Origin of the sequence: Streptomyces sp. NPDC051662, assembly GCF_040681655.1 — a bacterium.
Lineage (GTDB): Bacteria > Actinomycetota > Actinomycetes > Streptomycetales > Streptomycetaceae > Streptomyces.
Map to the genome: position 1 here is coordinate 412,781 of NZ_JBFAZD010000003.1, position 19,010 is coordinate 431,790.

At 69.5% G+C, this 19,010-nt stretch carries 17 protein-coding genes and 1 tRNA gene; 11 read left to right on the plus strand and 7 right to left on the minus strand.

What is annotated here, in order from left to right:
- The first annotated feature begins 86 nt into the window (after positions 1 to 86).
- Together AB0M67_RS07235 and AB0M67_RS07240 are read left to right on the plus strand one after the other, a co-directional pair.
- Positions 87 to 932: a M23 family metallopeptidase gene (locus AB0M67_RS07235; protein ID WP_365743728.1), complete on the plus strand. Its 846-nt coding sequence runs from the start codon at positions 87 to 89 to the stop codon at positions 930 to 932.
- Entirely contained in the window at positions 929 to 1,657 is a 729-nt protein-coding gene (locus AB0M67_RS07240) for a type 1 glutamine amidotransferase (protein ID WP_365743535.1), read from the plus strand. Before AB0M67_RS07235 ends, AB0M67_RS07240 begins: the two co-directional genes overlap by 4 nt.
- A 115-nt stretch (positions 1,658 to 1,772) precedes the next feature.
- On the opposite strand, the gene AB0M67_RS07245 is transcribed toward AB0M67_RS07240, so the two are convergent.
- Positions 1,773 to 2,450: a GAP family protein gene (locus AB0M67_RS07245; protein WP_365743537.1), complete on the minus strand. Its 678-nt coding sequence runs from the start codon at positions 2,448 to 2,450 to the stop codon at positions 1,773 to 1,775.
- A 446-nt stretch (positions 2,451 to 2,896) separates the two neighbouring features.
- Between AB0M67_RS07245 and AB0M67_RS07250 the strand changes: the two genes are divergently transcribed.
- From AB0M67_RS07250 to AB0M67_RS07260, 3 genes are all read left to right on the plus strand, one after another.
- A complete protein-coding gene (locus AB0M67_RS07250) occupies positions 2,897 to 3,550 on the plus strand; it encodes a hypothetical protein (RefSeq protein WP_365743539.1) in 654 nt (217 codons plus the stop codon).
- A gap of 293 nt (positions 3,551 to 3,843) precedes the next feature.
- Positions 3,844 to 5,193, plus strand: coding sequence for a Dyp-type peroxidase (locus tag AB0M67_RS07255; protein ID WP_365743541.1), 1,350 nt, complete (start codon positions 3,844 to 3,846; stop codon positions 5,191 to 5,193).
- Positions 5,194 to 5,248: 55 nt separating this feature from the next.
- Positions 5,249 to 6,445: a catalase family protein gene (locus AB0M67_RS07260; RefSeq protein ID WP_365743543.1), complete on the plus strand. Its 1,197-nt coding sequence runs from the start codon at positions 5,249 to 5,251 to the stop codon at positions 6,443 to 6,445.
- 224 nt (positions 6,446 to 6,669) lie between these two features.
- On the opposite strand, the gene AB0M67_RS07265 is transcribed toward AB0M67_RS07260, so the two are convergent.
- Entirely contained in the window at positions 6,670 to 10,527 is a 3,858-nt protein-coding gene (locus tag AB0M67_RS07265; protein WP_365743545.1) for a CHAT domain-containing protein, read from the minus strand.
- A gap of 80 nt (positions 10,528 to 10,607) precedes the next feature.
- Here AB0M67_RS07265 and AB0M67_RS07270 point away from each other — a divergent pair, with 80 nt between their 5' ends.
- From AB0M67_RS07270 to AB0M67_RS07290, 5 genes are all read left to right on the plus strand, one after another.
- Positions 10,608 to 11,000, plus strand: a complete 393-nt coding sequence (locus tag AB0M67_RS07270) for a hypothetical protein (RefSeq protein WP_365743547.1) — start codon at positions 10,608 to 10,610, stop codon at positions 10,998 to 11,000.
- 22 nt (positions 11,001 to 11,022) lie between these two features.
- Positions 11,023 to 11,949: a hypothetical protein gene (locus AB0M67_RS07275; protein WP_365743549.1), complete on the plus strand. Its 927-nt coding sequence runs from the start codon at positions 11,023 to 11,025 to the stop codon at positions 11,947 to 11,949.
- 340 nt (positions 11,950 to 12,289) lie between these two features.
- A complete protein-coding gene (locus AB0M67_RS07280) occupies positions 12,290 to 12,628 on the plus strand; it encodes a PadR family transcriptional regulator (RefSeq protein ID WP_365743551.1) in 339 nt (112 codons plus the stop codon).
- On the plus strand, positions 12,625 to 13,644 hold the full coding sequence (locus AB0M67_RS07285; RefSeq protein WP_365743553.1) for a hypothetical protein: 1,020 nt from the start codon (positions 12,625 to 12,627) through the stop codon (positions 13,642 to 13,644). Before AB0M67_RS07280 ends, AB0M67_RS07285 begins: the two co-directional genes overlap by 4 nt.
- A complete protein-coding gene (locus AB0M67_RS07290) occupies positions 13,622 to 13,792 on the plus strand; it encodes a hypothetical protein (RefSeq protein WP_365743555.1) in 171 nt (56 codons plus the stop codon). Before AB0M67_RS07285 ends, AB0M67_RS07290 begins: the two co-directional genes overlap by 23 nt.
- 236 nt (positions 13,793 to 14,028) lie before the next feature.
- Here the strand turns inward: AB0M67_RS07290 and AB0M67_RS07295 are convergent, their stop codons facing one another.
- Together AB0M67_RS07295 and AB0M67_RS07300 are read right to left on the minus strand one after the other, a co-directional pair.
- A complete protein-coding gene (locus AB0M67_RS07295; RefSeq protein WP_365743557.1) occupies positions 14,029 to 14,988 on the minus strand; it encodes a sigma-70 family RNA polymerase sigma factor in 960 nt (319 codons plus the stop codon).
- Between the two features lie 22 nt (positions 14,989 to 15,010).
- On the minus strand, positions 15,011 to 16,210 hold the full coding sequence (locus AB0M67_RS07300; protein ID WP_365743559.1) for an FAD-dependent oxidoreductase: 1,200 nt from the start codon (positions 16,208 to 16,210) through the stop codon (positions 15,011 to 15,013).
- Between the two features lie 277 nt (positions 16,211 to 16,487).
- On the opposite strand from AB0M67_RS07300, the gene AB0M67_RS07305 reads away from it, so the two are divergent.
- Positions 16,488 to 16,578 (plus strand) — tRNA-OTHER (locus AB0M67_RS07305).
- A 3-nt stretch (positions 16,579 to 16,581) separates the two neighbouring features.
- Here the strand turns inward: AB0M67_RS07305 and AB0M67_RS07310 are convergent.
- The 3 genes from AB0M67_RS07310 to AB0M67_RS07320 all read right to left on the minus strand — a co-directional run bounded on the left by AB0M67_RS07310 (position 16,582) and on the right by AB0M67_RS07320 (position 18,888).
- Positions 16,582 to 16,914, minus strand: a complete 333-nt coding sequence (locus AB0M67_RS07310; protein WP_365743561.1) for an HU family DNA-binding protein — start codon at positions 16,912 to 16,914, stop codon at positions 16,582 to 16,584.
- 94 nt (positions 16,915 to 17,008) lie between these two features.
- Positions 17,009 to 17,548, minus strand: a complete 540-nt coding sequence (locus AB0M67_RS07315; protein WP_365743563.1) for a glycosyl hydrolase 108 family protein — start codon at positions 17,546 to 17,548, stop codon at positions 17,009 to 17,011.
- 563 nt (positions 17,549 to 18,111) lie between these two features.
- Complete coding sequence (locus AB0M67_RS07320; protein WP_365743565.1) at positions 18,112 to 18,888, minus strand: class I SAM-dependent methyltransferase; 777 nt, start codon at positions 18,886 to 18,888, stop codon at positions 18,112 to 18,114.
- Between the last annotated feature and the right edge of the window lie 122 nt (positions 18,889 to 19,010).

The window sequence follows — 19,010 nt, forward strand, 5'->3', positions numbered from 1 at the left end:
TCGGCCCGTAACTGACGGATCGCCCGTCGGCCGGAAGTGGCCCCGCTTCGGGGAATGTACCTTCTGGGAATGTACGAGGGATGTGTCTGCCGGTGACGCTGTGGAAGCGCCATGGTCTGCTGTTCGGTGCCGGGACGCTGTGCATTGTGGTGAACGTCCGGGGGATCGGGCCGCTGTGGTACGTGGGTGTCGCGCTGATCGCGGTCGCCCTGCTCCTGCGCTGGGCCCTGGTACGGACCCAGCGCCCGGCCGGCGACCGGCGGCCCGTGCTGGTCCAGCTGCCCGTCACCGGGCGCTGGACAGCGCTCAACGGCCCCGCGACCAAGATCCCCAGCCATACGCACAGCCACGCCCAGACCTACGCCATCGACCTGAAGTACGAGCCGCCGCAGGACGCCGGGGACGCACCGCACACCCCGCCCTTCAACTGGGTCTGGCCGGTCGGCCGGCGTCCGCGGTCGTATCCCTCCTTCGGGAGGCCCCTCCTCGCCCCGGCCGACGGAGTGGTCGTCGCCGCCGCGAGCCGGCAGCGGGACCATCTGAGCCGGATGTCGCTTCCCGGCCTCGCCCTGCTCGGTCTGGAGAGCTTCCTGCGCGACCTGGGATGGCCGCGCCACCTGTTGGGCAATTACCTCGTACTGGACCTCGGCGACGACGTGTACGCGGTCCTCGCCCATCTGCGGCGCGACTCCCTCCTCGTGGCGGTGGGCGACCGCGTCACGGCGGGGCAGCAGCTCGCCGAGTGCGGGAACTCCGGGAACTCGTCCGAACCTCATCTGCACTTCCAGCTGATGGACGGCCCCGATCCGGCGATCGCGCGCGGCGTGCCGTTCGAGTGGGAGTACCGCGACGACGACGGGGCCGAACAGCGCGGCGTGCCGCGGGACTCCACCCATTTCTGGTCCGGTGAGCCGGTCAGGCGCGCGGCATGACGGGGCACAGCGTGCTCGTGGTGCAGAACACGCCGACCGGCGGTCCCGGCCGTGTCGGCCGCTGGCTGCGGGAGGCAGGAATGGGCCTGGAGACGGTCCGCGCGTACACCGGCGAGCCGCTGCCCGAAACGCTCGGACGCCGGGCGCTGATCGTGCTCGGCGGCGGATTCCTCCCGGACGACGACGCGCGTGCGCCCTGGCTTCCCGCGGTCCGCCGTCTTGCCGGACAGGCGCTGGAGCACGGCAATCCGGTGCTGGGCATCTGTCTGGGCGGTCAGCTGCTGGCTCATGTCGCGGGCGGTACGGTGCGTGGCCGGTCCGGCGAGCCGGAGTGCGGGAGCACGCCGATCCGGCTGCGCGCCGAGGCATGCGAGGATCCTCTCTTCGGAGGACTGTCCCCTGTGGTGCCCGCCATGGAGCGCCATGTGGACGCCGTGACCGAACTCCCGCCGGGGGCGGTCTGGCTGGCGGACAGTGAGCGGTGCCGGTATCAGGGATTCCGCCTGGGGGAGCGTGCCTGGGGCGTGCAGTTCCACCCCGAGGCCGTGGCGGCGGATATCCGTCGCTGGGACCGGGAATGGCTGCGGTCGCGGGGCTTCGACCCGGACGGACTCTATGAGCGTGCGGTGGCCGACGAACCGGCGTCCGCCGCGGCCTGGGAGGGATTCACCCGTCGTTTCGCCGAGGTCGTGGCCCGAGGACGGGACTTTGAAGACACGCCCTAGGGCGTGTCTTCAAAGTCCCGAGTGCTGTGGCCGCGAGGACATCTCCGTATCAGCCAGAGAACCGCATTACCGAGGTTTCGGTTTCGGACCACATCGTCAGGCGTGGGTGAACCTGTCAGGAGGCGAGGATGCCTATGCCGTCTCCAAGCAGTTTCAACCCGAGAACGAAGAACAGGATCCCCATGACAGCGACGTTGTGCCGCGCAGCCCATTCTTTCCAGTTGCCGAATGTGGTTTTGGCTCGCTCTCCCCCGAGGAGGAAGACTCCCAGTGGGGCCAGCAGGCCGAGGGTGGCTATGAGGACGAAGATGGCCAGTGATGCGATCTGCTGCCCGACCGGTATTCCGGCTGAGCCGATCGTGGCGCCCGCGGCGATGGTCAGCGGGGCGTTCTTGGCGTTGAGCGCGGCCAGGGCCACTCCGAGTGCGAAGACCTTGAGCGGTGTGAGGCGGTCTATCGCGCCCATCCACTTCGGCAGCTGAGCTTGCGAGGGGTCTTCGGGGCGCCGGTGCCATTGCCGGGCGCCGAAGAGGACGAGGAACAGGCCCAGGGCGAGCTTGAGGGCGCCCACCCAGGTGGCCGGGTGATTGTGGGAGGAGGCGCCCGCTGGGGAGGCGATCACCAGCATTACCGCGCCCAGTGCCGAGAGTCCCAGGATCCAGCCGACGGTGAAGAGGGGGCCGTTGAGGCGTCCTTGAGGCGTGGCGAGGATGAGGATGATGGCGATGATCGGGAGCGGGCTGATGGCGACGGCGGCCGCGAAACCCAGCACGTCGCCGAGAACTGCGCCCATGGTTGCCTCCGTGTGGGGGGTCAAGGTGGCGATCCAGTGGAGCAGGGCTTGTCGGAGGCGGGTGCCCCGATCTCCCGGGCCTCGCAACGGGTTGTTCTGTGATCGGCTGCGCCGCTGTCTTCTCGTCTTCTCGGCGCTGTCTTCTCGTGTTCTCGGCCGTGCGGAAGTGGCTGCCCGAGAAGGGTGACGGCGATGTACTCGGCACGTCCCAGTTCCATCTTCCTGCGCCTGGCCGGATCTGTCCTCGGGAGCCTCCTCTCGGCACAGTGACGGAGACACTGCACGGAGCGTAATCGTCCCTGGTGGGGGAGTGTGAAGGGATCAGGATGGCCTCCGCACAGCCGGAGGTTCCCGGGAATCCACCCCGGGTGAGCACACGCAGGTGGGCACGCAGGTGCCGAGATGCGAGGCAACACCTCCGAAGTGAGGATGGAGAGGTGAGGGCGATGGCGCCTCTTGTCCGGGTGCTTGGCGACCCTCGCACCGATCCGTGGCAGGAGAATCTCACGATGACTGCGACGTCAGGTGCAGCCCAGTCAGCTCACCCAGAACGCCCCGGCAGGTCGGACGGGGTCTGCAGCGAGTTCACCGTCTTTACCAAGATCAAGCCGGGCGAGGCCGACGCGCTGTGTAAGGATCTCGCCATGCTCGCCGACGCGGCGGACGACGAGAAGGTCCATGCGGCGGTGCGCCAGATTGGCACCCTGCATGACGCACGGCACGTGATCTTCGACAATGACACCCGCTTCATGTTCGCAAGCGTCTTCGACGGCTCCTGGGACACCTACATCGACGACTTCGCCCAGACCGTGGTCGGGGACCGTTTCGACAAGGTCTTCTCGCACAGCGAAGGGTTCCCCGGTGTCAAAGATCCGGGGGCGAAGGACTGGTTCGTCGCCCACCAGGCGCCCGCGGGGGTCTTCGTCAGCGCCTATCCCGACCTGACCGTTCAGCAGATCTACAAGGACCAGCGCGTGGAGGAAGCGTTCGAGGAGGTGCTGGACACCCCCGAGTTCCGGGCGGCTCTGGAGAACCCGGCCAACGCGGATTTGGTGGCCACGCCGGCCTTCCAGAAGCTGCTGGAGGAAGCCTCGGCCTAGGGCGTGTTGCGAAAGTCCCGCCTGCCCGGCGACGCCCGGCACGCACGCTCGCTGCGTTGTCGGATCACCCCAGTACGTCCAGTACTGGGGAGACCCTCCGCCTTGCGATCGCACGCACCGGACGCCGCAGGCCCCGCCCTGCGGGCGGACGGCGCTACTTTCGCAACACGCCCTAGAACCCGGACACAGCCAGCCCCCAGAGCCGACCCACTATCGGTGGACCGCCAGTCCGGTGCGAGTCGGCCATTGCACGGCTGCCCAGGCAAAGACCGAATGTGGAGGCACAAGCGACCATGAACACGGCGTACGGCAGCGCGGCCGGTGTGCGCGTCGAGATCGACGACGTCCAGAGCGGGGCCCTGCGTCCGAGGCCCGTGCCCTACCAGGGAGAGTTCGTCTTCCTGCGCGTCGACGACCGCCACGCAGGGCGCGACCTGCTGCGGCGGCTGCTCCCGGTGACCGCGGGTGGTCTGCCCAGCGCGGACCGGAGCCAGGATGCCTGGGTGGCGGTGACGCTCACTTACCAGGGGCTGCGGGCCCTGGGGGTGCCCCAGGAGTCGCTTGACAGCTTTCCGCGGGCGTTTCGTGAGGGCATGGCCGCTCGGGCGGAGCTGATCGGCGACGTGGGCGAGAGCGCACCGGCCCACTGGGAGGCGCCGTTCGGAACGGGCGACATCCACATCGCCTTGAGCGCCCTCTCCTCCGATGCGACGCAGCTGGACAAGGAGCTGGAGCGGGCCCGTGCCGCCTACGAGGACACGCCCGGAGTCCAGGTGATCTGGCAGCAGGAGGTCCACCAGCTCCCGACCGGGCGCACCACCTTCGGATTCCGCGACGGCATCAGCCATCCGAACATCGAGGGCGTCGGACTGCCCGGCTCCAACCCGCAGGAAGCCCCCATCAAGGCCGGCGAGTTCATCCTCGGCTACCCCGACGAAACCGGCAGCCTGCCGCCCATGCCCACCCCCGACGTGCTGGGGCGCAACGGCACCTACGCGGCCGTTCGCAAGGTCCACACCGACGTGGCGGCCTGGCGCCGGTACCTGCGCACGAACACCTCCAACGCCGAGGAGGAGGCGCTCCTGGCGGCAAAGATGGTCGGACGCTGGCCCAGCGGCGCGCCGCTGACGCTGACGCCGGAGCACGACGACCCGGAACTGGCGGCCGATCCGCACCGCATCAACAACTTCCTGTACCGGGAGAACGACGATCGTGGCTTCCGGTGCCCCGCCGGTGCGCACATCCGGCGCACCAACCCCCGTGATTCCACCATCATCGGCGATGCGCGAATGCACCGCCTTATCCGCCGCGGCACCACCTACGGGCCGGCGCTGCCCGAGGGCGTGCTGGAGGACGACGGTGCCGACCGGGGCCTGGTCGGAGTCTTCCTCGGGGCCCATCTCGAACGGCAATTCGAGTTCATCAAGGCCGAGTGGGTCAACGACGGCAACTTCATCGGCTACCCCGGCGAGAAAGACCCGGTGGCCGGGCATCACGGCGGAACCGGCAGCGTCACCATCCCGGAGAAGCCGGTCCGGCGTCGTCTGCGGAACCTGCCCAGCTTTGTGGTCACCCGGGGCGGTGAGTACTGCTACGTGCCAGGGCTGCGTGCTTTGCGCTGGCTCGCCGAACTGGAGGGCTGAGGGCCGTTCCAAGCCGCTGAGGTCCGGTCACGGTCTTCGAGGAGAGGTCGCAGTCATGACAGCACAGTTCGTCCGCTACACGCCTGACGTCGAAGACGACGACCCGCACTTTGACCGCAATGTGCAGACGGTGATCGAAAAGACCGAGAGCTACATTGCCGAGTCGGTCGGGGCCGGCGGCACCGGACGGGCCCTTCGGGACGCCCATGCAAAGGGCTACGGGCTGGTCCGAGGGGAAGTGGAGATCCTGGACGGGCTCCCTCCCGAGTACGCCCAGGGAATCTACGCGACCCCAGGAACCCACGATGCGCTCATCCGCTTCTCCAACGGCTCGCCGCACGCCGGAGCCGACGCGCGACTGGGCGCCGCCACCGGACTGGCGCTGAAGATCTTCGACATCCCCGGACCGACCCTGCTGGAAGACGAACCGGACACAGGCACATTCGACTACGCCAACATCAACGGACCGATCTTCTTCTGCAACACGGTCGAGCACTACCTCTTCATCCAGGAACTGTTCCTGAACGCGCCGGCCTACTTCTCCCAGGGCCGACCCGGCGCACATCGTTTCTTCACCGAGTTCGTGACCGGCAAGGGAACCCTCGACCAGGACAACTGGGCGTGGGACGAGTTCCTGGCCTTCCTGCACCTGGCAAAGACCCCTCCGGCAAACCTACTGCTGTCGAGCTACTGGACGATGGGCGCGGTCCGGCACGGGGACTACATCGCCAAGGTGCGCATCACCCCCGACCCTTCCTTCGCCGCCGCGGTGGTCCGGCGCGACATCGACCCGACCTCGGCGGCGGAGGTCTTCCGACCTGCCCTGGAGGCCGAGTTGCGGGAGCGGCCCTACGCCTTCGACATCCAGGTTCAACTCTGCACCGACCTGGAGCGGATGCCGGTGGAGGACACCACCGTGGAGTGGCCCGAGCAGCTCTCGCCGTCCGTCACCGTGGCGAGGCTTCGGCTGCCGCAGCAGGACATCTCCGAGCCAGAGAACCTGGAGAAGATGGACGCGCTGTCGTTCACGCCCTGGCGGGTCACCGCCGAGCACGCGCCCCTGGGCAACATCATGCGGGCTCGCAAGGAGGTGTACCGGCGATCCTCCGTCGCGCGTCACCAGCTCAACCAGCAGCCGCGCACAGAACCCCGTAGCGCTGACGAAGTACTCGGTACTGACCCCGCCCACCACCGCGACGATGCATCAACCAAGGCGGCCGGCCCTCACGGCTCGACGTCGTCGCCGGTCTGACCACCGGCCTCGCGCGCATCAGGGCAAGGGGCCGGCCGACTGAAACCCTGTCCACATGGTCTGAATTCCCCCTGAGGGTGGCGAGGATCCAGCGAGTGGTCAATGACTGACCGCCGCCAAGGCTCAGCCGGTCAAGGTCGAGCCGGTGCCCTTGTGACTCGACCGGTGGCGATGTCCTACGTACAGCAAGGCCGCCCATCGGGCCTGGTGCTCGTTTCGAGCCCCTAGGGACCCGCGTGCACCTGGCAGGCCCACAAGCTGGGGGTCTGGGGATATGTGTCACGCAGCGCGCACACGGTGGAATGCAGGGCCTCGGCTGTCCGGCCGATGTCCAGCGCGCCGCCGCCCGTGCTCAGGGCCTCGTACACGCTCTGGGCGACACCGGCTCCGATCGTGTCGTCGACATGCCAGAGCGAGCCGACGACATGGGGGAAGCCGGCGATCTGGAGGGCGCTGACAATGTGGACGGACTCATCGGCGAGTTCGGGGCTGGTCCGCAGGGTGTCGCAGGCGGAGAGATAGGCGAGCCGGACCGAGGGCAGCCGCAGCCGGGCGAGGTCGCGGACGGTCAGTGGACGTTCGGTGTGATCGTGCAGGACGAGCCGGCTGCCGGACGGGCGCTCCAGATCCCCCAGGGCGTGGCAGGCGAAGTGCGCGTACGCGTGCCGGGGCAGGGCGGAGACCACCGCCGAGTGGGTGGCGGACGCGCCCGTCAGCACCTCGGAGCCGGGCAGCAGCCGGGCGAGGCGTTCGGCCTCACGGCGCGCGGCGGGCAGCGGTGCGAGACCGGCGGCCTCGCCGACGGCGACGACGAGCGCGCCGGTGCCCGCCGGACGGGCGGCGCGCTGCCTGGCGTGGTGCAGCGCCCGCAGAGTCGGCGTGTACGAGGAGACGACCCGGCCCAACGCACCGGGCGCGCCGTCCTGGGGGGTCGCGGCATGCAGCGGCAGGGTCCCGAGGACGCCGCCCGGCGACCACCACACACGGGTCAGCGGTCCGGCGGGGGCGGCCGGGATGCCCAGATGGTCGAGGACCGGTCCGGTGGCCGCCCGCCACAGCCAGGAGAGCGTGTCGCGGACGACTCGCTGCGCGCGCAGGGACTCGGCGCGTGAGGTTCCGGGCGTCTCGATACGTAACAGCGCGTCCTGGAGGGCCTGCCGGCGGGCCGCCGTTGTCCGTGGGTCCAGTCCGGGGAGCGGTACGGCGTCGATGGCGTGCTCGGTGACGACCAGTGCGTCGCCGCCGTACGAGGAGACGTTGACCAGCACCACCGGGCCCGCCGTCGCCGCCGCGCGCAGTTCCCGCTCGTCCCACTCCCGTACCGGCCGCAGCAGTCCGAGTTCCGGGTGCTCGGCACGGATCCGCGCGGTCAACTCCCGCCACTCGGCGGCCAGTCGCTGCCGCAGATCGGCGCGGGCGCCGAGGCCGCGCTCGTCGCCCCGGGGCCCTTCGGGCCCTTCTTCGACGAACCCCTGATCCTGGCTGTCGGTAGCCGTGTCCAGGGCGTCCCGGAGCTCTTCGAAGCGGTCGGCGAGCTCCGGGGCCGTCTCCCGGAGCCGGGTCAGATCGCTGTCGGCGTCGAAGGCGTGGGTGAGCAGTACGCCCCTGGCCTGTTCGAGGAGCCCGACCGCGAGCCCGGGCCTGCCGCGGCGCACCGCGCAGGCCGCCGCCTCGGCACCCAGCCCCACGGTCCTACTCAGCAGGAACTCCTGGTCGTCGCGGACGAGATGGCGGGGTGCGACGGAGTGCAGCAGGTCGACCGCCATCGCGTAGCCGTCCAGAGCGCCCGCCCAGTCACCGAGCTCTGCCCGGACGGCGCCCCAGGCCCGTGCGGCGTCCAGGCGCAGGGAGGGGGCGCACTGCCGCTCCAGGGCGGCTTCCCGGAACACGTCGGCCGCCTCGACCAGATCGGATCGACGGCGCCGGCGGCGCGGCCCCCGGTTCCGCAGGACGGTGCCGAGAGTCAGCAGACGCTGGGTGCGCTTCGCGTGGCCGGGCGGGGTGACCTCGACCGCCCGGCGCAGCAGTGCGATCGCCTCGTTCCGGATCGCCGACGACAACACGGCGCCGAAGCCCGACAGCCGGGCGCCCGCGGCCACCATCAGGGCTCCGGGCAGTTCGGGCGAGTCCGCGGGCAGCGTGGCGATCACCGTGTCGGCCAGCTCGCGCGCCTCCCGCGCGTCAACGAGCCGTTGCGCCGTCAGGAAGCGGGACATCAGGGCCACGGCCAGATTGTGGCGCCGACGCGGCAACAGGCGGTCGTCCGCCGGGGTGAGGGTGAGCGCCTCCCGGAAGAGGGCGATCGCCTCGTCGAGTTGGGCGACCGGGTCGACGGCACGCTCGAATCCGGTCATCCGGCTGATGGCCGTCGAGCCGAGCAGCGCCGCCCGGTGCGTGCGGCCGAGACCGGGCAGTTCCATGGCCCGGCGCCGGCACTCCCGGGCCTCTCGCAGATCCTCGCCGTCCTCGGTGAGCTGGTGGCGCAGGCCCAGGGCCATGCCGAGATTGAGCAGCCGCACGCCGAGAATCTCGTGCCCTTCGACGGTGAGCGCCACCGCCTCCCGAAGAGCCTGGACGGCCTCGTTCAACTCCTCCGGGTTTCCGGTGCGTTGGTAGCTGGTGCTGAGCACCAGCCCGAGATCGCCGAGCGTCACGGGCCGCTCCGGATGGCCCGGCGGCAGAAGCGTCCCGGCCCGCCGCAGCAGTCGCAGGGCCTCGGCCAGATCCGCACTGTTCCCTTCCGGATCGAGGGCATGGCGGGCGTGCAGGGCCATCGCGGGCGCGATCAGCCGCGTCGCGGTGCGGGACGTCGGCTCCCCGGAAGCGGCGACCACCGCGGACGACTCTGTGATCGCCGCGTCCAGATCGGCCGGATCACCGGTCAGCGCGTAGCGGGCGCGCAGCGCGTTGCCCAGGGAAGCGCGGACGCCGGTGCGCTGCTCCGGGTCCCGGGATGCGCCCAGCGCCCCGGTCAGTACGCCGACCGCCTCGTGCAGATCATGCGGCCGACCGGTGCGCTGGTAGCGAAGGACGAGCCCGAGCCCCAGATTGAGACCTGCCACCGTCGGCCCCTGAGGATGGTCGGGAGCCGCCCGGCGGAACAGCTCCACCACCTCGTCGCACTCCGCCGGCGTGCCGCCCTCCCGCAGCCGCAGTTGCAGCAGCGCGCCGCCGAGCGCGGTGAGGTGTTGGGCGAGATGCGGGCTGTGCGCGGGCAGTTGGGCCAGTACGTCGCGCCCGATGCCGACCGCTTCGTACAGGTCGTCCGGATCGTACGACCGCCGGTATCGATCCAGGAACTGGATGCCCAGGTTGCCGAGGGTGAGCAGCCGGTCGGGGGAGTCGGCGGGAATGCGTTTGAGGGCGCGGTGCGTGAGACGGAGCGCCGCGTCAGGACCCTCGTCGGCCGATAGCCGGTCGTCCGTCATCGGCCCGTCGTCGGTCATCTGCCCGTGCTGCCCGGCGAGGGACAGCGCGTGGCTCAGATCGGCGACCCGGGTCGCGTACATGGGGTCGTACTCCGGCGTCGTGAGGACGGCGAGGCTGCCCATCCCCACCGCCGTTCCGAGCAGTAGCTCACGCGTGGGCAGCGCGGCCCCGAGCTGTACGGCCAGCTCGTACAGCCGGAGTTCGTCTTCGGGAGCGTCGCGCGGCGGATGGTGCGCTCGGCCCTCGGCCGCGATCACGGCCGCGGCACAGTTGGCCGACCACTCGGCGGGACCGTCGGCGTTCGCCGGATCGGGGCGGACCGCGGGGTCGGTCGACGCATAGCCGGCCGCCAACTCTGCCGGCACAAGACCGGGATCGGCCATCCACACAGGGAAGAGCAGCGTCCCGGCCATGGCTCCGTGGACACCGCCACGCGTGCCGGGCGAGGCCGCCGCGCGAGCGATGCAGAGCCAGCCCGCCACCTGCCGGGCCTCCAGGTCGGTCCTGGTGTCGGCGATCCGGAGCAGTGCCCGGAGTTCGGCGTCGGCCTCCGGGCCGAACACCACGTCCCCGTGCACACCCCCGTCCGCGGTCCCGGCCCGCGCGAGGCGCGCGCCGATCGCCTGTACCAGCCCGTCCCGGTCGTCCCTCACCTTGTCGCTCCCCCTGTGGTCGACTCCGGTAGCGCGGCGACTCACCTTCGGCGGTGCCCGCTCTCCGGCACACTTGGAGCATGACCGTATCGCCTGATCACCCCGAACTCGCCCACCGAGCCGCGGCGTTGTGCTCCCTGCTCGGCTCGTCGCACGACATGCGGCAGCCCGGGGTCCAGGAGCCCGCCGAGCGCGCGCGGGACCTGCTGCGGTCGGGCGAGGACGCCGCCGCGCTGGCGGCCTGCTACGACGACCTGGACCACGCGTTGCGCCTGACCGGGGTCGCGGGCGGGCTGCTCAACGACTCCCGAGGTGCCACCACTCCCGGCGTCACACCCCACATCAAGGTGGCGGTGTGCCCGGGACCGGCCCGCTGCACGCGGCTCGAACGGGCCCGCGACCTGCTGCCCGCCCCCCACTGCGCGGTCAACGGCACCCGCATGCGCAAGGGCCGGCTGGACCCCGGACAGTGACCGCCTCCGGCCTCCCGACCTCATGAACCCACTCCTCGCCACCCTGGGCGGCAAACTCACCGAGCGCTGGCTGAATCTGCTGGTGCTGCCCGGCGCTCTCTTCCTCGCCGTCGCAGCGGTCGGCGCCACCCTGGGGCACCGCCACTGGCACGATGTCGAACGGCTGCGCGGCACTCTGGACGACCTCGCCGCCCGCCCCGCCCTGGACCGAACCGGTACCGCCGCGATCCTGGTGGCGTTCGTGCTGCTCACCGCCGCCGCGGCCTCGCTCGCCGCGCAGTTCCTCGGCGGTGCGATCGAGCGGTACTGGCTGCGGTTCGGCCGGGACCCGCTCTCGCGTGCCCTCACCGCACGGCGGGAGCGACAGTGGAGCGAAAGGGACGCGAAGGTGGCGGACGCCGTCGCGCACGCCGGTCCGACCGGCGTCGCAGCGAACGGCACGGTGACGATCCCGAGGAGCACCTGGGCGCGGATCCAGGCCCTCACCGAGGCTCGCGACCGCATCGCGCTGCGCGCGCCGGCCCGCCCCACCTGGTACGGCGACCGTATGCAGGCGACGGCGGACCGCGTCGAGGCCGCCTACGGTGTGGACCTCGCCGCCCTGTGGCCGCGACTGTGGCTGATCCTCCCCGAACCCGCCGGCCGCCAGATCCAGTCGGCCCGCGACTCCTTCAGCGCCGCGGCCCGCCTCACCGCCTGGGGCGTGGGCTACGCACTCCTCGCCTGCTGGTGGTGGCCGGCCGCGCTGGTCGCCGTCGCCTGCGCGAGCGTGGCCCGTTCCCGCGCCCGGGCAGGGCTGGACGCGCTCGCAGGCCTCATCGAGGCGGCCGTCGACGTACACGGCAGGGAACTGGCCGCCCGCGTCGGCCTGATCGCGCCCGACGCGACGGGGCTGCTGGCCCATGACACGGGAGACGGGATGTCGGAGGTGTTCAGGAAGGCCGAGTGAGGGTCCGGGGTCCTCTCCCGGGGGCGCTGCCGCGCGGTCAGGAGGGGCCCTCGTTCTGCTCCTGGTCGACGACCACCGCCGCGGTGCATGCGCGGCCGTGCTCGTCGGTGGCACCGTAGCCCTCAACAGGGGTGCGGTCATGGTGTCCGGAGGATCCCGGATCCGCGTATGACTGAACGGTGTTGTCCAGCCGGACATCCGGACATTCCCGTCTCCGGACAGCCGCGCGTGCGCCACGCCGACACCTGGAGACGGCGGCGGGTTCGGCCACGACACAAGCCCGGACTCCATCTCGCGGCCGACATATGCCGACAGCCGACAGGTGACTTACGATGCTGACATGAGTGATCGTGCGATGCAGGAACCCACCCTCCTCCTTCTGACCGCGCTCGCGGACGAGCCCCGCCATGGCTACGCGATCGCCCGCGAGGTGGAGAAGATCTCCGGCGGACGGGTCAAGCTGCGGACCGGAACGCTGTACGGCGCACTGGAACGGCTCCTGGGGCAAGGGCTGATCGAAGTGCATGAGGAAGAGATCGTGGACAGCCGCCTGCGTCGTACGTACACGCTCACCCCCCTCGGCCGGCGGAGTCTCGCCGCCGAGGCGCAGCGGATCGCCGCCACGGCGCGCGAAGCGGTCCGTCGTCTGGGCGTCCTGGGGGAGTCGGCGACCGCGTGAGCCCCTTTCTCCTGCGTCTGTACCCGGCGAGATTCCGCCGTGACTTCGGCGACGAGATAGCCGAGGCGTACCGCGAGGCGACCCAAGGAGCCGGTCCGGTCGCCCGTTTCAGGGAAGCCTGCGACATCACGGCGCACGCGCTCCGTCTCCGTCTGGGGCTGGGCTCCGCGCGGCGGGGCGGACGTCTCTTCGCGGCCGTGGCGCCCTTCGCGCTGGCCGCCACGGCCTCGTACGCGGCCTTCAACCTCGTCTCGACGATCTCCGACTGGCGCGTCAGCGGTGACCCCGAGTTCCTCGTACCGCTCAGCTACGCCACGAGCGGCTGCTATCTGCTGAGCCTCATCGGCGCGGTCGTGGCCATGAGCGGACGCTTCGCCGGCGCCCTCTGGGCCCTGCTGGGCATGGCCGGCACGGCTGTCTGCTTCCTCACCGTCGTACGGTCGTCCGCCCCCCTGCCGGTGCCGTGGGAGTTCATCGGCTTTCTGCTGCTGCCGGTGGTCTTCGCGGCCGTCCCACTGGCCTGCCCGCCGGACCTGCGCCCACCCCGCAGGATCCACAGCACTTCGGGTGTCGTCGCTCTCGCGATATGGACACCGCTGATCGTCGTACTCTTCGCCTTGATCGATTCGACGGGGTCCGGGCTTGTCCCGTACTGGCGCTATGCCGTTCCCGTGGCGGCGGCCCTGGCCCTGGCGGGCCGTCCGGCGCTGTCCGGGATCCGCACCGCCGGTCAACTCGCGCTCGCGGCGGTGCCTTTCGTGGCCACCGGATTCTTCGCGGGCGTCCTGGACCAGGACGCCATCCTCCCGGCCCTCGTGGTGATCGCGGGCGCGGCCCTCGCCGTACGGCTGTGGCGGGGCGGGGACCCCAGTAGGTCCAACACTCTGGGACTTGCTCGGGCGGCGGGCCGTTTCCGCTGGTCACAGGGGGTATCCCATGGCGACAGGCGCTCAGGTCACGGCACGCAGGAAACCTCTGGTCTCCCGACAGACCATGAAGAAGACCACCGAAGCTGACCTGTTGCTGCGTAAGTCCAAGGTTGTCCGCGCTATGGGCGCAGTCCTCGACGGTGAGGTTCCGGCCCTGTGGGGGTACGCGCGCGACAGGTTCAGCCGCAAGGGCGCGGAAGCGGTCGTACCGATCCTCGCGGCAAAGCCCGAGTGATCTTCGACTACGAACGTCTCGACTCGATGGACGAGCGGGACCGTCGGTGGATCATCGATCGCGCGGAGAACGTGCGTGAGTACTCGTAGCGTCTGTCACACAACGTCCGCAACACAAAGGCCAAGTCCTGCCGCACCTCGTCTTCGGACATCAACTGTTCAACACCTGTGCCGATTTTGTAGGTGAGAAATGACTCCTCCTGCGGCCTCGATGTGGCGGGTTGAGCCTGTGTCGGGTCACCACTGGGTGACGAGCGGGGTGTCCGGTCCGTGCTGCCGCCAGGCTTCGGTGAGGCGGACGAGGCGGGTGGGGGCGGCGATGCCGCGCACGGTTGCGATCTTGCCGCCTGTGATGTCGAACGTCACGGTGCCGATGATCTGGTCGCCGATCACGAAGAGGATGGCGGGGGCGCCGTTGACGAGTGCGTAGTGGATGGCGGGTGTGCCGCCGGCAAGTCGCCGTTTCGCGGGTGTGGGTTTGAAACCGGCCCGTGCGATGGCGGCGATGCGCTGCGGAGTGTCGTACCGCAGCAGCGTCTTGGCCGCGCCGGCGCCGTTGGAGTCGGCGATCGCGGTCGCGTCGTCGGTGAGCAGCGCCACCAGGCGTTCGGTGTGGCCCGAGGAGGCGGCGGCGAGGAATTCCTCGACGATCCTGCGGGCGGATGCCGGGTCGACTTCGCCGCCGTTGGGGCGCGCGGTGGTGATGCGGTGCCGGGCCCGGTGGAGGTGCTGCTGGCTTGCGGATTCGGTGATGTCGAGGATCTCGGCGATCTCGGCGTGGCTGTGGGAGAACGCTTCGCGCAGGAGGTAGACGGCCCGCTCAAGGGGTGACAGGCGTTCCATGAGAGTCAGCACGGCCAGGGAGACCGATTCGCGCTGCTCGAAAGTGTCGGCCGGGCCGAGCATCGGGTCGCCGTCCAGGAGCGGTTCGGGCAGCCAGGCGCCGACGGTGCGTTCGCGGCGGGTCTGTGCCGAGCGGAGCCGGTCGAGGCACAGGTTGGTGACGACTTTGGTCAGCCATGCTTCCGGCACCTTGATCAGTCGCCGGTCGGCGGCCTGCCAGTGCAGGAACGCGTCCTGCACGGCGTCTTCGGCATCGGCGGCGGAGCCCAGCAGCCGGTACGCCAGCGAGGCCAGCCGGTTCCGGCTGGCCTCGAACCGACTGGTGTCGAAGCGATCGGTGGCGGTGCTGTCCATGCGGACCTCCCTCGTCAGGCGGCTACGCGACCGTCCTCTCGGCTGCCGCATCCGGTACGGCGGTCAGGTGGCGCTTGAGCTTGGGCAGGCCGAAGGTCGGGTGCGAGGTGGTCCACAGCGACATTTTGAGGATGCCCGCCTTGATCCGCGCGGCCTTCCGGCCGCCCACATACTTCGGCTTTGCCTGCGCTTCTCCGTCGACCATCTGCAGGATCCCATCCCGCCGCCCGAGGCTGATGTGGTTGCCCAGGTACTCCAGCTTGGTGTTCGGGATCTTGCGGCCGGTCAGGCGCCCCACGATCGCGGACGCGGCCTGCATGCCGGTGTAGCCGGCCGAAGCGCAGGACATCGGCAGCGGCCGGCCGTTGTCGCCGATGGCGTAGGCACTGTCGCCGACGGCGTAGACGTTCGGGCGCGAGACCGACCGCATGGTGCGATCGACGACGATCCGACCGTTCTCGGTGACCTCCAGCCCGCTGGTGGCGGCGATGGGGCTGACCGCGAACCCTGCCGTCCACACGGTCGCGTCGGACGCCAGGGCGGTGCCGTCGGCGCACAGCACCCGCGTTGCTTCGACGGCTTCGACGCTGATCTGCTCCAGGACGGTGATGCCCAGCCGGTCGCAGGCCCGGCGCAGGTGGCTGCGGGCTCCGGCGGAGAGCGGGGCGCCCAACTCGCCGCGGGCGACCAGCGCCACGGACAGGCCGGGCCGGGATTCGGCGATCTCGGTGGCGGTCTCGATGCCGGTCAACCCGTCGCCGACGACCAGCACGCTCCCGTCCTCGTCCCGCCTGCTCAGGCTGTCCAGGCGCGCGCGCAGGCGCAGCGCCGCCGGACGACTGCTGACGTCGAAGGCGTGCTCGGCCACGCCGGGGACGCCGCGGCCGGCGGCGTGGCTGCCGAGTGCGTAGAGGAGCGTGTCGTAGCCGAGTTCGCCGCCGCCCTCAGCGTCGGCCACGGCGACGACCTGGCGCTCGGGGTCAACGGCGGTGACACAGGCCAGGCGCAGCCGTATCCCCGTGCCCACAAAGACGTCAGCGAGCTGTGGAGCCTTGATCTCCTGGCCGGCCGCGAGCTGGTGCAACCGCAGCCGCTGGACGAAGTCCGGCTCAGCGTTGACCACGGTGATCTCGGTGTCCGCCGGGGACAGCCGACGGGCCAGGGTTCCGGCCACGTAGGCCCCGGCATAGCCGGCGCCGAGGACGACGATGCGGTGCTTCATGTGCTGCTCCTGTCGGTTCGCTTGGCTCTCCGTGACTTGAGCGGAACAGCGCCCCGATTACTGACGGGAACTACATGTGGCATGCGTCACATCACGGCAGGAACGGCGCGCGGATGTACGCCGTCGACCCCCGCCGCACCTGGGGTCGTGAGGCAGAGCGCGGGGACCACACCGCTCGCAAGTAAACAGCTCGGCCACGAGTCGCCGAACGGGGTCGCGAGCCCGTGTGGTCCCCATCGTGTCCGGACCGGCCCGGGCCGGCGAGGACAACGAACATGCCCATCTACCCAATCGGTAGAGGTGCGCGGTACCGGCCCGGCAACGGGATACCGGCCGCAGAGTTCCGGGTTCAAGTCCCGGGGTGGGCACTACTACGCGTTTAGCGCGTCCTTGAACGTCTTACCCGCCACGAACTTCGCAGTCCTGCTCGCTGCGATCTCCAACGGTTCACCAGTCTTCGGGTTCCTTCCAGTGCGCGCCGCACGCTCCCCCGCGGTGAACGAACCGAATCCAATCAATTGCACAGAATCGCCCGACACGACAGCATCCTTGATGGTGTGCAGTGTTGCATCGAGAACCTTGCCAATGGTTGCCCGAGAGACTTCGGTTGACTCCGAAATGGCATTGATGAGTTCCTGCTTATCCAATGTGACTCCTCTATCAGGGGCGTTCGCGTACGGGGCGTACGAGGGGCGGCCGAGCATCCGTTCCCGACCAGCCGGACTAGGCCTTGCCCGATGGGCCAGTCACACCGACCGATCGAACAAGACCTCATTGGTTATCTCAACGGCGATCCCGTCATGCTCGGTTCACCAGCCAGCCAAAGACAAATGCCTCGTTCTGCTCCCGATTCTCGGCCAACTCGATGTATCGCGCCCCCTGGAGGCTGGTGAGCGCTTTAAGGAACGCCACTCCGCCTTGCTGCTTACGCTTCTCCATGAAAGTGGCGAACGCTGTGACTGTTTTCGGGCCGATCGCGCCGTCCACAGTCATGTCCGGATAATCGGCTTGTTGCCGATTGAACACATTGAGCGCGCGCTGCGCGAACTTCGCCGCCGATCCGGTGCCCATGTTGACGCCGATGTCGAACAGTTTCAGCGCGATCGGCTTCGAGGTCGCGGCGATGTCGTCCAGGCGAAGCGGCTTCCAGTAGCGAAGCTGATAGATTTCTTTGGCTTTCTCCAGTGAAAGTTCCGACATCTGACCCGTATATCCGTTCTCCCGGGCCACGGCCTCGGTGATGCCATAGTTGGTGGCGCCGCCCCTGTCGGCGGCATGATTCGAATAACCACCTTCCAGTGACACCGTGTGCTCGAATGCCTCGTCGAACGCAGTCATATATCTGTCTTTCTCGATGGAATTGGCGTATGTGATCTCTGTCGACCTGGAGCCGGCCCATCACTTAGTCATGCGTACGACTAAGCCGGTCTCGCGGTCAGTGACAGCCACCACTCACGGGTAGGTTTCCGGCTCGACTGGCCATAAACGGCTGCGACGCTTGATTCACTCGAACTAGCGAAAGATGTTCCAACAGCACAGCGGATGATGGTGTTTAGCCCGCTGACAGGACCCACCGCCCGTGCACTAGCGATGGGTGAGCCATGCCGCGAGCCCGCTTCCCATGGCCGTGGCGAGAGCCGCCACCAGCCATCCGGGGACGCGGCTGTGCGGCCCATGAGCGGGAAGCGACTGCTCGGCGTGTGACACCCGGAACAAGCGCGTACGGGCGCAGCTGGCCGAGACGGAATCGTTGCCACATGCCGGTCGACCCAGCCACGCCGTAGCGTTCGGCGCCGGACCTACACCCAGCGACGTGTTCCAACGTCCGTAGACGTACGTACGTACGTACGCACAGACAGCAGAAGCCCCGTTCGGCCAGGTGCCCGTCGGAGCTCCGGGGGTCAGTCGGCGGTGACCCGGATCTTGGACTGGCCGTGGCCGAGCTCCTCCCAGTCCCCCATGAACCGTGCCACCAGCCCGTGCCGGGCGGCCAGATCGATAAGAGTCTCGGTGCGGTAGTAGAAGTCCTCGCGCAACACCTGGTGTTCGGTACCGGTGGTGCGGTCGAAGGTGAAGTCGAAGTGGCCGCTGGGGGCCAGGACCCGGCCCACATGCGCGAGACACTCGTCGATGACCTCGATCGGCGAGTGCGAGAACACACTGTGCGCGTGGACGACATCGAAGTGGCCGTCGGGCAGGAAGTCCAGCGTCAGGTTCTTGGTGAGGGTCAGATGCGGAACCTTGGCCTGGAGCCCCCGCGCGGTCAGCGTCTCCTTCGCGGCGATCAGGATGTCGGGCGAGATGTCGATGCCGTAATAGTGGCCCGTCTCCAGGTAGTCGATGAAGCGCCAGCCCGCACGCAGGTTGCCACAGCCGATGTCGAGCATGCGGGCCTGCGGCGCGAGCCCGTGCCGGAGCAGGAAGTCGAACTGCATCCGACCCAGCGCGAGCCACCGCTCGTGCGTCTGACTGCCCACGGCCGCCTCGGGGTTGCGCCGGGTGTCCGAGGCCATCACGGCGCGGTAGTAGCTCACGTGGTCGGGGTGCCTGAAGGCTAGCCATCGATCACGGGCGGCCCGCTTCAGATACGGGGCGATGCGATGCGGCCGGCTCGCCGCGTACCGGATCTTGTGAGTGAGGGACGCCCGGTTGGCGACGAGGTTCTTCCTGCTGGCCATACGTACTCCGTCTCAGTCACACGCCCATGTCCGGGCAGGCGGAACGGTGTTGACCGCCGCCGGAAGGGGGACTCATGCGGACACTATATGTCGTCCACCGGCATATGTAACTCGGCGGGGTG

What these genes read in the sequence shown, in the direction of transcription:
- AB0M67_RS07240 (WP_365743535.1), top strand. Translation starts at nt 929, where the DNA reads ATGACGGGGCACAGCGTGCTCGTGGTGCAGAACACGCCGACCGGCGGT.
- AB0M67_RS07245 (WP_365743537.1), bottom strand. Translation starts at nt 2,450, where the DNA reads ATGGGCGCAGTTCTCGGCGACGTGCTGGGTTTCGCGGCCGCCGTCGCC.
- AB0M67_RS07250 (WP_365743539.1), top strand. Translation starts at nt 2,897, where the DNA reads ATGGCGCCTCTTGTCCGGGTGCTTGGCGACCCTCGCACCGATCCGTGG.
- AB0M67_RS07255 (WP_365743541.1), top strand. Translation starts at nt 3,844, where the DNA reads ATGAACACGGCGTACGGCAGCGCGGCCGGTGTGCGCGTCGAGATCGAC.
- AB0M67_RS07260 (WP_365743543.1), top strand. Translation starts at nt 5,249, where the DNA reads ATGACAGCACAGTTCGTCCGCTACACGCCTGACGTCGAAGACGACGAC.
- AB0M67_RS07270 (WP_365743547.1), top strand. Translation starts at nt 10,608, where the DNA reads ATGACCGTATCGCCTGATCACCCCGAACTCGCCCACCGAGCCGCGGCG.
- AB0M67_RS07275 (WP_365743549.1), top strand. Translation starts at nt 11,023, where the DNA reads ATGAACCCACTCCTCGCCACCCTGGGCGGCAAACTCACCGAGCGCTGG.
- AB0M67_RS07280 (WP_365743551.1), top strand. Translation starts at nt 12,290, where the DNA reads ATGAGTGATCGTGCGATGCAGGAACCCACCCTCCTCCTTCTGACCGCG.
- AB0M67_RS07290 (WP_365743555.1), top strand. Translation starts at nt 13,622, where the DNA reads ATGAAGAAGACCACCGAAGCTGACCTGTTGCTGCGTAAGTCCAAGGTT.
- AB0M67_RS07295 (WP_365743557.1), bottom strand. Translation starts at nt 14,988, where the DNA reads ATGGACAGCACCGCCACCGATCGCTTCGACACCAGTCGGTTCGAGGCC.
- AB0M67_RS07300 (WP_365743559.1), bottom strand. Translation starts at nt 16,210, where the DNA reads ATGAAGCACCGCATCGTCGTCCTCGGCGCCGGCTATGCCGGGGCCTAC.
- AB0M67_RS07310 (WP_365743561.1), bottom strand. Translation starts at nt 16,914, where the DNA reads ATGCTCGGCCGCCCCTCGTACGCCCCGTACGCGAACGCCCCTGATAGA.
- AB0M67_RS07315 (WP_365743563.1), bottom strand. Translation starts at nt 17,548, where the DNA reads ATGACTGCGTTCGACGAGGCATTCGAGCACACGGTGTCACTGGAAGGT.
- AB0M67_RS07320 (WP_365743565.1), bottom strand. Translation starts at nt 18,888, where the DNA reads ATGGCCAGCAGGAAGAACCTCGTCGCCAACCGGGCGTCCCTCACTCAC.